Annotated in this window: 11 protein-coding genes and 1 pseudogene; 8 read left to right on the top strand and 4 right to left on the bottom strand. The window is 60.1% G+C overall.

The genetic code is table 11. The features are described 5' to 3' along the window. Positions 1-74 precede the first annotated feature (74 nt). A complete protein-coding gene (trmD, locus tag IQ241_RS10595; protein ID WP_193906830.1) occupies positions 75-773 on the bottom strand; it encodes a tRNA (guanosine(37)-N1)-methyltransferase TrmD in 699 nt (232 codons plus the stop codon). A gap of 231 nt (positions 774-1,004) precedes the next feature. Here trmD and IQ241_RS10600 point away from each other — a divergent pair, with 231 nt between their 5' ends. After that, a complete protein-coding gene (locus IQ241_RS10600; protein WP_193906832.1) occupies positions 1,005-1,856 on the top strand; it encodes a cyanophycinase in 852 nt (283 codons plus the stop codon). Between the two features lie 76 nt (positions 1,857-1,932). Then, positions 1,933-4,629, top strand: a complete 2,697-nt coding sequence (gene cphA, locus IQ241_RS10605) for a cyanophycin synthetase (protein ID WP_193906834.1) — start codon at positions 1,933-1,935, stop codon at positions 4,627-4,629. Positions 4,630-4,674: 45 nt separating this feature from the next. Here cphA and IQ241_RS10610 read toward each other — a convergent pair whose 3' ends face one another. Further along, positions 4,675-5,406, bottom strand: a complete 732-nt coding sequence (locus IQ241_RS10610) for an RNA polymerase sigma factor (protein WP_193906836.1) — start codon at positions 5,404-5,406, stop codon at positions 4,675-4,677. Between the two features lie 254 nt (positions 5,407-5,660). Here IQ241_RS10610 and IQ241_RS10615 point away from each other — a divergent pair. The 4 genes and pseudogenes from IQ241_RS10615 to IQ241_RS10630 all read left to right on the top strand — a co-directional run bounded on the left by IQ241_RS10615 (position 5,661) and on the right by IQ241_RS10630 (position 8,668). Further along, positions 5,661-6,327, top strand: a pseudogene (locus tag IQ241_RS10615) (glyoxalase-like domain protein). Positions 6,328-6,471: 144 nt separating this feature from the next. Then, the gene (gene lgt / locus IQ241_RS10620; protein WP_193906944.1) at positions 6,472-7,371 is read left to right on the top strand and encodes a prolipoprotein diacylglyceryl transferase; all 900 of its coding nucleotides are present in this window, start codon (positions 6,472-6,474) and stop codon (positions 7,369-7,371) included. Further along, positions 7,361-8,146: a precorrin-4 C(11)-methyltransferase gene (gene cobM / locus IQ241_RS10625; RefSeq protein WP_228021574.1), complete on the top strand. Its 786-nt coding sequence runs from the start codon at positions 7,361-7,363 to the stop codon at positions 8,144-8,146. The genes lgt and cobM overlap by 11 nt, the downstream gene beginning before the upstream one ends. Positions 8,147-8,158: 12 nt before the next feature. Further along, a complete protein-coding gene (locus tag IQ241_RS10630) occupies positions 8,159-8,668 on the top strand; it encodes a hypothetical protein (RefSeq protein ID WP_193906840.1) in 510 nt (169 codons plus the stop codon). A 24-nt stretch (positions 8,669-8,692) separates the two neighbouring features. Here the strand turns inward: IQ241_RS10630 and IQ241_RS10635 are convergent, their stop codons facing one another. Further along, complete coding sequence (locus tag IQ241_RS10635) at positions 8,693-9,748, bottom strand: potassium channel family protein (RefSeq protein WP_193906842.1); 1,056 nt, start codon at positions 9,746-9,748, stop codon at positions 8,693-8,695. A gap of 333 nt (positions 9,749-10,081) precedes the next feature. On the opposite strand from IQ241_RS10635, the gene IQ241_RS10640 reads away from it, so the two are divergent. Then, positions 10,082-12,184 (top strand): M3 family metallopeptidase, encoded by a 2,103-nt coding sequence (locus IQ241_RS10640; protein ID WP_193906844.1) that lies wholly within the window; start codon positions 10,082-10,084, stop codon positions 12,182-12,184. 99 nt (positions 12,185-12,283) lie between these two features. Here the strand turns inward: IQ241_RS10640 and IQ241_RS10645 are convergent, their stop codons facing one another. Further along, positions 12,284-13,693, bottom strand: coding sequence for an aminopeptidase P family protein (locus tag IQ241_RS10645; RefSeq protein WP_193906846.1), 1,410 nt, complete (start codon positions 13,691-13,693; stop codon positions 12,284-12,286). A 74-nt stretch (positions 13,694-13,767) separates the two neighbouring features. Here IQ241_RS10645 and IQ241_RS10650 point away from each other — a divergent pair, with 74 nt between their 5' ends. Then, complete coding sequence (locus IQ241_RS10650; protein WP_193906848.1) at positions 13,768-14,991, top strand: molybdopterin molybdotransferase MoeA; 1,224 nt, start codon at positions 13,768-13,770, stop codon at positions 14,989-14,991. The last annotated feature ends 113 nt before the right edge of the window (positions 14,992-15,104 follow it).

Below are 15,104 nucleotides of genomic sequence, written 5' to 3' on the forward strand. Positions count from 1 at the left end.
CATCACCCCATCACCCCATCACCCCTAACGCCTACGGCGACGCTTCGCGAACACCCCATCACCCTGACAAAAAGCTACTCCCCGGACTGCCAGCGGCGATAGAGATCGGGGCGGCGCTGCTGGGTCCGCTCGATCTGCTGGGCCAGCCGCCAGCGGGCGATCTCAGCGTGGTTACCAGAGCGCAGCACGGCCGGTACAGGCCAGCCCCGAAACTCTGCCGGGCGAGTGTAGTGGGGATATTCCAGCAGGTCGCCTTCAAAGCTCTCAGCAGTCAGCGAGTCCGGCTTGCCCACGGTGCCGGGCAGCAGCCGCACGACGCCGTTCAGCAGCGCTAGGGCAGGAATCTCACCGCCTGTGAGGACAAAATCTCCCAGCGAAACTTCCCGCGTTGCCAGGTAGCGCACCCGCTCATCGACGCCTTCGTAATGCCCGCAGATCAGTACAATCTGATCGCACTGACTGGCTAACTCCCGAAACAGCGGCTGGTCCATCGGCCGGCCCTGAGGCGTCATGAGAATGGTTTGCTGCCGCGCTCCCTGGGGCAGCGACTCTACCGCTGCGTAAATCGGCTCTGGCTTCATCACCATGCCGACGCCACCGCCGTAAGGCTGATCGTCTACCTTGTGATGGCGATCGGTCGTGAAGTCGCGGGGATTGGTCACCTGCACGACGGCGATCCCACGCGCGAGCGCTTTGCCTAACAGGCCAGAGCGCAGGGGGGAAGCAAAAAAGTCGGGAAACAGGCTGATCAGGTCGAAGCGGAGGGCATCCATGGCAGGCCCGGAGGTGGCGGCGCTAAAGGGGAAAAACAGGTGAAATTAATTGGGCTGCGGCAGCAGATTGGACATAGCCCTGTGCTGACCGTCAGATTGAGCGGTATTCTAATCAGTTATAGCTACCGTTCGCTGATGGCTTACCCGCCATAACCAGTTTACCTGGCAGCTGATTGGCAGCTCGTCAGCCCTTAGCTGGCCTGGCCAAAAACGTCCGCAATACTGTCTATCATGCAACAATCGGAGACTCTGTTGATTGAAGAGAGGATGACGCCGGTTAAGAATCCCTCTGTTCTCGTCATTGGTGGTGCCGAAGATAAGGTCCAAGGACGAGAAATTTTGTCTGCCTTTTTTGAACGGTCGGGGGGAAGCCAAGCTCACATCGCGATTATTCCCTGCGCCTCCCGCGAACCGGAAGCGACGGCTGAGCGCTACCGGCGTATTTTTTACGATATGGGCGCAGCCGCGATTGACGTCTTAGATATTCGCGAGCGATCCCAGGGCGAAGATGCCGACTGGGAAAAGCAGATCGACCATTGTACCGGGGTGTTTATGACCGGCGGCGACCAGCTCAGGCTGTGCGGCCTGGTCGCCGACACGCCGCTGATCGAGCAGATTCGCCGCCGGGCGCAGCTGGGCGATCTCACCCTGGCCGGGACCAGTGCCGGAGCCGCTGCCATGGGTGAATATATGATTGCCGGGGGCGGCAGTGGGGAATCCCCCAACCGCGCCCTGGTGGATATGTCTACCGGGCTCGGGATCATCCCTGAAGTCGTGGTCGATCAGCATTTTCATAACCGCAATCGGATGGCCCGGCTGATTAGCGCGATCGCGATTCAGCCCGATCGCATCGGCATCGGCATCGATGAAGATACCTGCGCCCTGTTTACCGGCGATGGCTGCTTCAGCGTTTTAGGGAAGGGTGCGGTCACGGTAATTGACTCCAGTCAGATGACCTACACAAATCAGCCGATCGTAAGTGCGACCGACCCCGTGAGCGTCCATAATCTTAAGGTACATATCATGGTCCATGGGGATCGATATGATTTAAGACATCACCGCATTGCTGCCCCGATGGGCTAAGTTGCTTTCTCCATAGCCGCCTGCTTTTCACCCGCCAAACCGACTCTCCGAGCCGCTCTACCCGTCACCCACCGCCATGAGAATCCTCAAAACCCTAACGCTTCGAGGCCCCAACTACTGGAGTGTTCGCCATCCCCAGCTAATCGTGATTCGGCTTGATTTAGAGGTCTTTGCCGATCAGCGATCGGACCAGATTGACGGACTTGCCGAGGGGCTGGCCGAAATTTTGCCCAGCTTAAAAACGCCTGGCCCAAGCTATCGCCGGAGGTTCCTCGAACGGGTAGAGGAAGGTATTAGCCTGGCAGAGGTGGTTGAGCATGTCGCTTTAGAACTTCAGACCCTGGCGGATATGCCGGTCAGCTTCGGCCGCACCAAGGAAACGAAAACTGCCGGTATTCACCAGGTGGTTTTTGAATATGAGAATGAGCAATCCGGTCGCTACGCTGCCCGGGCTGCTGTCCGACTGGCTAACAGCCTGGCCAAAACTGGCGGCTACCCAGCGTCTGAGCTCAAGCAGGACCTGGCCGACCTCAGAGACTTGCAGGCCGAAGCCTCCCTGGGACCGAGTACTGAAACCATCATTCAAGAAGTCGAACGCCGCGGCATTCCCTGGATGCCGCTTCAGTCCAGAGCGATGATCCAGCTGGGGCACGGCGTCTATCAGCAGCGGCTGCAGGCGACCCTGAGCAGCCGCACCGGCATTTTAGGCGTAGAGCTGGCCTGTGATAAAGAGGGAACCAAGCAAATTCTCAAGAATGCCGGTGTGCCCGTCCCGCGCGGTACCGTCATTTACTACCTCGATGAGCTGGCAGACGCGATCGACCGGGTCGGCGGCTTTCCCATCGTGATCAAGCCCCTCGACGGCAATCACGGCCGCGGCATCACTATCGATATCAACGGCTGGGATCAGGCTGAAGCCGCCTATGAAGCCGCTAAAGACGTGTCTAAAGGCGTCATTGTTGAGCGCTTTTATCGGGGCCGCGACCATCGCATTTTGGTGATCAACGGGCGCGTCGTAGCGGTAGCCGAGCGCGTTCCCGCCCACGTCGTCGGCGATGGCCGCTCGACCATTGACGAGCTGATTGAGGAGGCCAACCGCGATCCCCGCCGGGGCGAGGGACATGCTAACGTGCTGACCCTGCTGACCGTAGACCGCACCACCTGGCAGCTGTTCGAAAATAAGGGCTACGACCTGGATACGGTGCTGCCCGACGGAGAGATCTGCTATTTGCGCTCGACCGCCAACCTGAGTACGGGCGGCATCGCCATTGACCGCACCGACGAAATTCATCCCCACAATGTCTGGCTGGCGCAGCGCATTGCTAAGCTGATCGGCCTGGACATCGCTGGCATCGACGTGGTCACCTCCGATATTTCCCAGCCGCTGCGACAGATTGACGGGGTGATTGTCGAGGTCAACGCCGCTCCGGGCTTCCGGATGCACTTCTCCCCCAGCGAGGGAATTCCGCGCAACGTGGCCGAACCGGTGATCGAAATGCTGTTCCCGCCGGGGCAGCCCAGCCGCATCCCGATTGTGGCGATCACGGGCACTAACGGCAAGACGACGACGACTCGGCTGACGGCGCACATTTTTCAGCAGACCCAAAAGGTCGTCGGCTACACCACGACCGACGGCATCTATATCAACGAACACCTGGTTGAACCGGGCGATACGACCGGACCGCAGAGTGCTCAGGTCGTCCTCCAGGACCCCACGGTAGAAATTGCCGTCTTAGAAACCGCCCGGGGCGGCATTCTCCGCTCGGGGATCGCCTTTGACGCCTGCGATGTTGGGGTTGTCTTGAACGTCGCGGCCGATCATCTGGGGCTTGGCGATATCGATACGGTTGAAGAGATGGCCCAGGTCAAGGGAGTGATTGCCGAAGTCACCCGACCCAAAGGCTATGCGGTGCTCAATGCCGACGATGAGCGGGTGGCGGCGATGGCCGAGCGGACTAAAGCCCAAATTGCCTATTTCTCAATGCAGCCCGACAGCGAGCTGGTCCAGCGCCACACCGAGGCCGGCGGACTGGCGGCGGTCTACGAAAATGGCTACCTGACGATTCTCAAAGGCGACTGGATATTGCGAATTGAGCAGGCAGTCCATCTGCCGCTGACCATGGGCGGTCGCGCCCCGTTTATGATTGCCAATGCCCTGGCCGCTAGTCTAGCGGCCTTTAGCCAGGGCGTCAGCATTGAAGAAATTCGGCTGGCGCTGCTAACCTTCCGAGCTTCCGCCGCCCAGACGCCGGGGCGAATGAACCTGTTTGACCTGGGCAATTTTCATGCCCTGGTTGACTATGCCCATAACCCGGCCAGCTACGAAGCGCTGGCCGGGTTTGTTCAGAACTGGCCGGGCCAGCGGATTGGGGTGATCGGCGGGCCCGGCGATCGCCGCGACGAGGACTTTATTACCCTGGGACGGCTTTCGGCCCAGATGTTTGACCGGGTGATTGTCAAAGAAGATGACGATACCCGCGGTCGGCCCCGGGGAGAAGCCGCCGATTATATTATCAAGGGCTTGGAAACGGTCGGCGATTGCCGCTATGAGTCGATTTTGCGGGAGAGCGAAGCCATTGAGGTAGCGCTGGATAGCGCCCCGGCTGGTAGCCTCGTCGTGATTTTACCCGAGAGCGTCCGCCAGGCTATTAAGCTGATCGAGGCTCGCAATCCGGTCCCGCAGGCCCCGCCTAGCCCAGCGGGCTCCCAGCCAATTGCCACGGCGCCGCGACCCACTGCTGCGGTCCATGCCGACCCTAGCAGCCCGGCCTAGGCGAGCGATTCCCAGTCCTACTGCTTTTTTTGGAGCGGTGCGGGTTCAGGTTGGCTGGCGCTGGGGCAGGCTGCTCAGGTCGAAATCGGCCTCTAGCAGGTCGTTAAGTTCTGACCCAAGGCCCAAGCCGGTTTCAGCGGCTGCGTCGGCCCACTCGTAGTCCAAATAGATCGCTCGAATGTCGTCTGGCAAAGCGGCTTCGAGGGCCTGGTAGGCCAGCTTGAGCTGCGATCGCACCTGGTGAGGCGCGATCGCGTCGCCTTCGGCCTGTAGGTAGGCGGCAATCCGGGTTTCACTCCAGTGAAAGGTCTGCGCCATCAGCACAATCAGCCGGTGCAGGGGCGCAAGCTGATCCAGGGCCTGGCTCACATAGCACCACAGTGGCGGTGACGCCTGGGTAATCGAGTAGTGAATCGACTCCACCTCGGGTAGCAGGGACTGATTGATGCAGGCTGCGGTGAGATTGATCAGCCAGCTCTGAAACCAGGGTCGAGCGGCACTGTCCTGCTCGGGCGGCGTTTCTGGCAGCTCTATTCCAGACAGCTCGTGCAAAATGTGCCGCCAGGTCAGCGCGAACAGATAGTCGGACTGAACCGGCGAGCGGGCCGAATGGCGAACCAGGGAGTAGACCACTGGGCTATAGCGGCAAAAGATTGCCGTGAAGTATCGGCCCGAGTCAGGCTGCTGCTGGAACTGTGTGATCAGCCCGTAGTCGCTGTAGTGAGAAAGCGACCCGACCAGCCGGTGGTCACATTCTGGAAAATTAGGAATCTGCACGGTCTAGCCAAATGAATACGATCAGGGCTAGCAGCGCTATCCGCCGGGACTGCTCCAGGCAAACGCTCTGCCTCCGGTAAATAGCTATCACTATACCCAGCAACTTGACAGATGCTCAAAATCTTTAAAGTCTGTGTTTTTAAATTTCTTTACGCCAAGCTGAAAGCGACCGGAAGAAAATTCCCCTGATAAACTAAGAAAAAGTTTGGCTTCTGCTGTATTTACTGTATTCATTAAAAATTTTGTAATCTTCCATGAGCTCTATTCTTCTGGATACCGGTCTTTTGAATACTGGCTTTGCCCCCCTGGTGGCTGGAATCTGGCAGGGGCTGCCGCTAGATAGCCTGTTTTCCACCCAGGGCGTGATGGTGATGCTGCTCGTCGCCTATGCCGGGGCGATGTGGATGTTCCTGACCAGCGCGCCCAAGGTGCATACGGTGATGGTGTCTGACCTGGAGCTGGCCCGGCGCTTCTATGAGGGCATGCTAGAGCTGCCCGCGGCCGACGTGCCGCTCCACTATTACTACAACTACGAGCAAAGCCTGGGGACGGCGGGCCTCGACCCGATGTATATGTCTACCCTGGGGCGGCCGACCGAAGCGGCCTACAGCAGTCCCGACGGGCTTTGGTATCAGCTTAGAAAGAACTACCAGCTGCATATTATTTCAGGAGCTAGCCTGGGCAATAAAAACCGCCAGCGCCATGTCTGCTTCGATCACGACTGTTTAGAATACCTATTGATGCAGGTCCAAACCCGCGGCATTCGCCACAAGCTGCGCCGCAATCGACCGCTCAATTTTCTGGTTGATGCAGGTCCAAACCCGCGGCATTCGCCACAAGCTGCGCCGCAATCGACCGCTCAATTTTCTGGTTAAGGACTACGACGGCGAGGTGATTGAGATGGCCGAGGTAGAGAATTAGCCAGTTGCTTGATTTATTGGCGGAACCCGCATCCCAGCGACATCTAGCGATCGCAGTTTAGAACCTACCCGGCAGATTGTCTCATCCCTGGCACAATAGCAGTAGCGGATTTAGACACAGGCGGTGAATAGTTTGATTGAGTTTATGGGGTCGTCAGCGGCCCTGCTGGGCCGGTTTCAGTCGCCGGGTGCTGAAATTGTCGATATTGGGCCGCTGACGCTGCGCTGGTATGGGCTGCTGATTGCCTCGGCGGTGCTAATTGGCGTCACGCTGTCACAATATCTGGCCAAAAAGCGCGGCGTCGATTCGGAACAGCTGGGCGATCTGGTGATCTGGCTGGTGGTCGGCGCGATCCCCTGCGCTCGGCTGTACTATGTGCTGTTTGAGTGGGAGTCCTATGCGGGCCGTCCTGCCGACATGATTGCCATTTGGAAAGGCGGAATTGCGATCCACGGGGCAATTTTGGGGGGCGCGATCGCGGCTTTGATTTTCGCCCGGCTGAATCGGCTGCGGTTCTGGCAGCTGGCTGACCTGGTGGCGCCGTCGCTGATTTTGGGGCAGGCGATTGGCCGCTGGGGCAATTTCTTTAACTCTGAAGCATTCGGCAGCCCAACCGACCTGCCCTGGAAGCTCTATATTCCGCTATCCCAGCGACCCGCTGGCTACCGGGCTTTTGAATATTTCCATCCCACCTTTCTCTATGAGTCGCTGTGGAACCTGGGCGTATTTGCGCTGCTGCTGACGCTCTTTTTCTGGGGACTGCGGCATCCTCAGAAACTGAAGACCGGCACCCTATTTCTCACCTACATGATCGCCTATAGCCTGGGCCGAGTTTGGATTGAAGGACTGCGCACCGACAGCCTGATGCTGGGGCCGCTGCGGGTGGCCCAGCTGGTTAGCCTGGCGGAGATCGGGCTGGGCAGCTTGGGGCTAGTCTGGCTCTATCTGCTCCGGCGACCGCTGCCAGACGTCGTGAAACAGCCGTCGAAGGCGACCTCAAATGCCCCGCAAACTCCTTCAGAGCGCAAACCCTATGACCCCTAAGACTGCTCCACTGGCACCAGCCGTCTATATCGTTGGCGCTGGCCCCGGCGACCCCAGCCTGCTGACCCTGCGAGCCCAAACCCTGCTTCAGCAGGCCGACGTGATACTCTACGCTAACTCTCTAGTGCCCCCGGCGGTTTTAGAGATGGCCAACCCGAAGGCAGAGAAGGTCGGGACGGCGAATATGACTTTAGAAACCATCCTGCCGCTGATGACTGAGCGGGTGCAGGCGGGGCAATCGGTGGTACGGCTGCATTCCGGCGATCCCAGCCTCTATAGCGCTATCCACGAGCAGATCCAGGCCCTCACTGCGGCAGCTATCCCCGTTGAAGTGGTGCCGGGGATCAGCGCCTTTCAGGCGGCAGCCGCCCGACTCCAGGCCGAGCTGACGATTCCAGAGCTGGTACAGACGATTATCCTGACTCGCATCAGCGGTCGCACCCAGGTGCCACCGACCGAGGAGCTGGCTTCTCTAGCGGCGCATCAGGCCAGCCTCTGCCTCTACCTCAGCGCCCGCCACGCAGCTGAGGCCCAGGCCGAGCTGCTGAAGCACTATCCCAGCGATACGCCAGTCGCCATCTGCTTCCGGGTCGGTTGGCCAGACGAAAAAATTCGACTGGTGCCACTCAGCCAGATGGCCGCCGTCACCGAGCAAGAAGACCTGATTCGAACTACGCTTTACTTAGTCAGCCCAGCGCTGATGGCTGACCCGGCGCGATCGCGTCTCTACAGTCCCAGCCACGACCACCTGTTTCGCCCCCCTGTTTCGACCTAGGATGCCCCTATCATGAGCTATCTCGTCGCTATCCTTGCCGACCGGATCAAAGCAGAGGCGGTCTACACCGCGCTAGAAGAGGCAAAGCTGCCTAAGGACCAGGTTTCGATTGTCGGCGCCGGCTACCAAACGGCTGAACAGGCTAACCTGTTGGACCCCAGACAGCAGACCTGGAGACAGATCAGGCTAATGGCGACCTGGCTGATCCCCTTTGGCTTTGCGGCGGGCATCGTCTTCGACACGATCACCGGGCTGGAGACGTTTCCCTGGGCGGGAACGCTGGGCAATCGGCTGATTGGGGGAGTTTTAGGGGCGGGCTCAGGCGCGCTGGGCGGCTTCTTCATGGGCAACGGTCCAAAGCTGCTGATCGGCGATAGCCTGCTGTCCTACCAGCGCTGTCTAGAGGCAGGGCAGTATCTGATTGTGGTGCGAGGGGCCGATGAGCTCGTGACCCAGGCCGCCCGCATTATTGGCCCTTTTCGCCCAGAGGAGCTGGAGGGCTACAGCGACCCCCTGTTCTAGACCAGTCCGGCGGGCTTTAAACGGCTAGGGCCGCAGCCTTGCTCCCCGGTAGCGCATCTCCGACCGCTGGCGCTGGGCGCGACGACTGAGGGGACGGGGAATATCGTCCTGGTGACCCATAATCATGACCGTATCTCCGGTCATCAGCGGCGTGGTCTGAGCGGGGTGAATCAGCGTCTCACCGGTTTCGCGCTGGAGCGCCACGATGATAAAGGTGCCGCGACCGCTGACTTCAATGTCGCCAATGGTGGCCCCGGACAGGGGCGAGTCGGCCGTAATCGGAATTTCTTTCATCTGAATGTCGATTTCCGCCAGCAGCTCGTTCAGAGTGACGCGGCCGTCGCTCTGGGAAAGAAAATCGACGGCGTAGGGATGGGTCAGCAGGTGGGCCATCCGGGCCGCGCCAATGGTCGCTGGCAAAACCACGTGGTCGGCGCCGGCCAGCCGCAGCTTTTTCTCGGTAGAGGGCATCTCTCCCCGGGCCAGAATCGTCAAATTGGGATTGAGCTCGCGGGCAGTGAGGGTGATAAACACGTTGGCGGCGTCGTCCGGCAGGACGATCGCGATCGCGCGCGCCCGCTGAATTCCCAGCGCCTCCAGGCTCTCCTCATCGGTGGCGCTGCCCAGATACATCAAGAAGCCGTGGGCCTCGCCATCGGCCACCCGCTCGGTGCTATTGTCGAGAATCACAAACGCCAGCTGGTCGCGCTTGAGCCGATGGGCAATCATCTGGCCAATCCGACCGTAGCCGCAGATGATGACATGGGATTCTAAACTGGCAATGGTCTGTGTCATCCGTTTAAGATTGAGCGCCTGGCGTATTTCTCCAGCCGCGACCGACTGCACAACGCCGCTGACGATGTAGGTCACCGACAGCACCCCAGCAATGATCACCAAAATGGTAAATATCTTGAGCGCTGGCGAATCGAGCGGCTTGACCTCGCCGTAGCCGACGCCAAAAATGGTAATCACCACCATGTATATCGCATCGAGCGGCGTCCACCCAGCCAGGATGTAGCCGCAGACCGCGATCGCAACGGTGGCCCCAAAGATGACCAGCCCGGTCGTAATGCGTTTCAAAAAACTGTCCCAAGGCGCATGACGATAGCTCTATCCTAGAGACAGTTGCGTTTGAAAACAGTATGGTAGCGTGCTGCCGGCTGAAGTCAGCATGGTTTCTGTCCCTGAAACAGATCCGATGGGCAGGCGCGACCGGCTATTGTCGCGGATTTATCGCTATGCTAGGACAAATAAAACTCGGAACGACTACGGATAAGAGTCGGAACGACTACGGGTAAGAGTCGCGAATTTCCTATTGAATAGAACGATCTGAATCACCGGCTCGGCGCGGTTTGCTCACAGCTTCATCATTGCCCCAGCTTTCTCCTCTGTTCCTCATCTCTGCTGACATTTATGACTCCTGCCAATGCCACTGCTCAGAAAACGATGAATCCCCTGCTGATTGGGTCGGGCCTGCCGCCCTTTGGCGACATCCGACCGGAGCACATCGAGCCGGGAATTGCCCAGCTGCTGAGCCAGCTGGAGTCGTCTCTGGAAAGCTTAGAAGCAACCGTTGAGCCGACCTGGGCGGGTCTGGTTGAAGCCCTCACCCAAATGAGCGAACGGCTGAGCTGGAGCTGGGGTATCATCGGCCATCTGATGGGGGTGAAAAACAGCCCCGAATTGCGCCAGGCCTACGAAGCCGTGCAGCCTCAGCTGGTGCAGTTTGCCAGCCGCCTAAGCCAGAGCCAGCCGCTCTACAAAGCCTTTAAAGCCCTGCGCCAGTCTGCCCAATGGGAAACCCTGGACCCGGCCCAGCAGCGGATTGTGACGGCGGCGATTCGCGATGCCGAACTTTCGGGCGTGGGTCTAGAGGGCGATCGCAAAGCGGACTTCAACCAGATGCAGCAGCAGCTGGCAGAGCTATCTACCCAGTTTTCCAACCATGTGCTAGACGCAACTAAGGCCTTTAGCCTGACCCTGACCCAGGCGGAAGAGGTGGCGGGGCTACCCCCCAGTCTGCTCAGCTTGGCGGCCCAGTCGGCCCGTGACGCTGGGGAAACCGAGGCAACAGCCGAGTCGGGTCCCTGGCGAATCACGCTGGATCGGCCCAGCTACCTGCCCTTTCTCAAGCACAGCCGACAGCGATCGCTGCGGGAACAGCTCTACCGCGCCTTCCTGACCCGAGCTTCCTCAGGCGAGCTGGACAATTCCCCCCTGATCGACCGCATCCTTCAGCTGCGGCAGCAGCAGGCTACAATTTTGGGCTTTGACAACTACGCCAAGGTCAGCCTGGCTCGCAAAATGGCGCCGACCGTCAAAGCGGTAGAAGCGCTGATGGAAGAGCTACGCAGCGCTAGCTACCCGGCGGCTGAGCAGGAGCTGGAAGACCTCAAAGCGTTTGCCCGAGAGCAGGGCGCAGCCGACGACCTGAAGCAGTGGGATGTAGCCTTCTGGGCTGAGCGCGTTAAGGAATCGCGGTTCGACCTCAAAGATGAGGCCCTGCGCCCCTATTTTGCCTTACCCAATGTGCTCTCGGGGCTGTTTGACCTGGCCCAGCGGCTGTTTGGCGTGCAGATTACGGCAGCTGACGGGCAGGCTCCGGTCTGGCATCCCGACGTTCGCTACTTTCAGATTGCCGATGAGACCGGTGAGCCAGTCGCCTTTTTCTACCTCGACCCCTACAGCCGACCGGCGGAAAAGCGCGGCGGTGCTTGGATGGATGAATGTATTATCCGCGCCAGGCTGACCGCCGAGCCGTCATCGGTGCGGCTGCCGGTGGCCTATCTGATTTGTAATCAGTCTCCGCCGGTAGATGGGGAGCCCAGCCTGATGACCTTTGGCGACGTTGAGGTGCTATTTCATGAATTTGGCCATGGGCTACAGCATATGCTGACCCAGGTAGACTACGCCGGAGCCGCTGGCATTAACAATATTGAGTGGGATGCAGTCGAGCTGCCTAGCCAGTTCATGGAAAACTGGTGCTATGACCGGGAGACCCTGTTCAGCCTAGCCCGACATTACCAAACTGGCGAGGCGCTGCCCGAGGCGGACTATCAAAAGCTGCTCGCTGCCCGTCACTTCATGACCGGCAACGCCATTCTGAGACAGGTTTACTTGGGCTGGCTCGACCTGGAGCTGCACGCTCACTATCAGCCCGGCGGCAGTGAAACCATCTGGGACGTGCGCGATCGCCTAGCCGCTAAAGCGACCGTCCTGCCGCCGCTGCCCGAAGATGCCTTTCTCTGTAGCTTTGGCCATATTTTTGCCGGGGGATACGCCGCGGGCTATTACAGCTACTTCTGGGCAGAGGTGCTCAGCGCTGACGCCTTTGCCGCCTTTGAGGAAGCCGGACTCGATCAGGACGCGCTGGTGGCTGATACGGGCCGCCGCTTCCGCGATACGGTGCTCGCCCTGGGCGGCAGCCGACATCCGATGGAGGTCTTCAAGTCCTTCCGCGGTCGGGAACCCAGCACGGAGGCGCTGCTCAGGCACCGGGGCCTGGTTGCGGTCTAGCCAGACCGGGACCCTATGCCTGCGAGACCTGCTTTGCTGACCTTCAGAAAGAAATTTTTGCAACACCGTAGCTTCATCATTTCAAGATCTCGGATACGTTTAGCGGTGAACCTGGGCCTCAATGGCTGTGGCCGCTGTCGGCAGGGCCGCCGTCAGGACTTCCGCTCCAGCTGCCGTGACCCGCACGTCATCCTCAATTCGGATGCCGCGCACATCGGCGAACTGGGCTAGCCGCTCCCAATTCACCATGTCCTCGTACTGACGGCGACGCTCTGGCTGATTTAGCAGCGCGGGCACCTGGTAGAAACCCGGCTCAATCGTAACGACCATGCCCGCCTCTAGCGGTCGGTCTAGCCTCAGAAAGCTAAGGCCAAAGCGATCGCTCCTTTCCCTGCCAGCGGCGTAGCCCGCCAGATCGCCCAGGTCTTCCATATCATGTACGTCCAGGCCCAGCAGGTGACCGACACCGTGGGGGAAGAACAGCGCATGGGCATCCTGCTCGACCAGGCTGTCGGGCTGCCCCTTGAGAATGCCCAGGTCTACCAGCCCTTCGGCAATGGTGCGGCAGGCCAGCAAATGCAGACTGCGATATTCAACGCCGGGCTTGACCTGATCGATGCAGGCGTCATGGGCCGCCAGCACTATCTCGTAGAGGTCGCGCTGGCTGCTCGAAAACTGACCGGAAACCGGCCAGGTGCGGGTGATGTCAGCTGCCCAGCCGGTCTCCGTCTCGGCCCCAACATCGGCCAGCAGCAGATCGCCAGGCTGAAGCGGATTATGGTAGTGATGATTGTGCAACACCTCACCGTGGACGGTGACGATACTGCCGTAGGCGCAGGCCATGTTATTCGCGGTAATCACCGCCTCCATCGCGGCTCGCACCTGGGCTTCGGTCTGGGCCTGGGCAGTCACAGCCATGCCCGCCTGATGGGCCTCAATCGAGACCTTCGCCGCCTGTCGGAGCTGCGCGATCGCGCCCTCATCCTGAATCATCCGCAGCTGCACAATGGCCTGTGCCAGCGCTAGATTATCGGCCACCTTACCGGCCAGCGCCTGGGCTAGGTCAACCTCCTGCGCTCGGAGCAGCGCCACCATTTGCTGAAAGGCCCCCATCTGCGCCCACAGTACCGCTGCCCCCTGCAGGCCAGCAGCCTGCGCCGCGAGGGGATAGGCCGCATCGGCGCCAATCTGCTCAGCCACCTGCTGCCGAGTCTGGCTGGGGCCATGCCACAGCGCTTCCGTCTCCGTCGCATCGTCCATAAACAGGGTGAGTCGGCCGGCCTCCAGGCGAATCGCTGCATTCGCTAGCGGCAGACCTGCAAAGTAGAGGAAGTGACTGCTGGCTCGGTAGGGATAGACGTTTGCCGGAAAGTTACGCGGCTGATCTCCCCCCGACCACAGCATGACTGGAAACGGCACCCGCTCTGCCAGCTGCTGCCGCCGCTGCCGTAGGGTTTCGGCCAGATTCTCTGCCAGAGTATCTGCTAAAGAAGGGGTTAAAGTCTGCATACGCTGTCCAGAAAAGCTTCTCTACATCTTAAGATCGACTCAACCTGTTTGCGCTTTCTCGTTGCGCCGTCTCTATGCTCACCGCTGACCAAGCCGAAGCCCTGATTTTCGATCTTGTCACCCCCTTACAGCCAACCCAGGATACTGAGGTCGTTGCCCTCACCGCCGCGCTAGGGCGCATCCTGGCCGTCCCCGTCAGTAGCTCGCTGGACTTTCCCCACTGGGACAATTCAGCGATGGACGGCTACGCGGTACGCCATCAGGACGTCCAGCAGGTGCCGACGACCCTTCAGATTGTAGAAAAAATTCCAGCAGGGCAAGCCCCCCAGCGCACGCTCCAGGCCGGGCAGGCAGCGCGAATTCTAACCGGGGCGATGATGCCGGACGGAGCCGATACGGTGGTGATGCAGGAAGAAACCCAGCGTCAGGGCGAGCAGGTGACGATCTTGAAAGCCCCGTCGCCGCAAAACTTCGTCCGCCAGCAGGGCAGCTATTATCAAGCCGGAGCGACGCTTTTGCCTGCGGGACAGGCGATCGCGCCGCCCGCAATTGCCGTCCTAGCCGCTGCCCAATGCCCCCAGGTGACCGTATTTCGCCGTCCCCGGGTAGCCATCCTCTCCACTGGAGACGAGCTGGTAGAACCCGATCAGCCGCTCCAGCCGGGGCAGATTGTTGACTCCAATCAGTACGCGCTGACGGCCCTAGTCGCCCAGGCCGGGGCGGAACCCCTGTCGCTGGGAATTGTGCCCGACCGGCCCGAAGCATTGAAAAGCGCGATCGCGACCGCCTTAGACCAGGCCGACTGGGTAATTTCCTCCGGTGGCGTGTCCGTAGGCGACTACGACTATGTCGATCGCATCCTCAGCCAGCTGGGGGCGACGCTGCATCTGCGGGCCGTCGCGGTGAAGCCGGGCAAGCCGCTGACGGTCGCCTCTTTGCCAAAAGGCGATCGAACTCAGCTCTATTTTGGCCTGCCGGGCAACCCGGTCTCAGCTCTGGTTAGCTACTGGCGCTTTGTGCAGCCTGCCCTGAGCAAGCTGTCAGGCCGGGCTGAGGGCTGGGGTCCCGCCTACGTGAGGGCAGAGACGACCCAGCCCCTGAAGGCTGGCGGTCAGCGGGAAACCTACCTCTGGGGTCGATTGGGTCTGACTGAGCAGGGCTATCGGTTTACCCCGGCGGCCGGGGGCCACAGCTCGGGCAACTTGATTAACCTGGCTCGGACAACGGGATTAGCCATCCTGCCCCAGGGCCAAACCCAGGTCGCAGCAGGCGAGCCGGTTCGAGTCATGACGCTGTAATATCGTTATTCAGCTGGCTTGAGAAGCATTCTATGAATCGCCACTCCCCATCCCGTGATTCCAGGCGTTCTGATCCGGCTGACTTGCCGAAAGACTATGATCGAAGCGGGCAA

It is taken from the genome of Vasconcelosia minhoensis LEGE 07310 (genome assembly GCF_015207255.1).
Classification (GTDB): domain Bacteria; phylum Cyanobacteriota; class Cyanobacteriia; order Phormidesmidales; family Phormidesmidaceae; genus Vasconcelosia; species Vasconcelosia minhoensis.

Bases quoted from the DNA above. Each gene is read 5' to 3' on its own strand.
- trmD (WP_193906830.1), bottom strand. From the start codon at position 773: ATGGATGCCCTCCGCTTCGACCTGATCAGCCTGTTTCCCGACTTTTTT.
- IQ241_RS10600 (WP_193906832.1), top strand. From the start codon at position 1,005: ATGCAACAATCGGAGACTCTGTTGATTGAAGAGAGGATGACGCCGGTT.
- cphA (WP_193906834.1), top strand. From the start codon at position 1,933: ATGAGAATCCTCAAAACCCTAACGCTTCGAGGCCCCAACTACTGGAGT.
- lgt (WP_193906944.1), top strand. From the start codon at position 6,472: ATGGGGTCGTCAGCGGCCCTGCTGGGCCGGTTTCAGTCGCCGGGTGCT.
- cobM (WP_228021574.1), top strand. From the start codon at position 7,361: ATGACCCCTAAGACTGCTCCACTGGCACCAGCCGTCTATATCGTTGGC.
- IQ241_RS10630 (WP_193906840.1), top strand. From the start codon at position 8,159: ATGAGCTATCTCGTCGCTATCCTTGCCGACCGGATCAAAGCAGAGGCG.
- IQ241_RS10640 (WP_193906844.1), top strand. From the start codon at position 10,082: ATGACTCCTGCCAATGCCACTGCTCAGAAAACGATGAATCCCCTGCTG.
- IQ241_RS10645 (WP_193906846.1), bottom strand. From the start codon at position 13,693: ATGCAGACTTTAACCCCTTCTTTAGCAGATACTCTGGCAGAGAATCTG.
- IQ241_RS10650 (WP_193906848.1), top strand. From the start codon at position 13,768: ATGCTCACCGCTGACCAAGCCGAAGCCCTGATTTTCGATCTTGTCACC.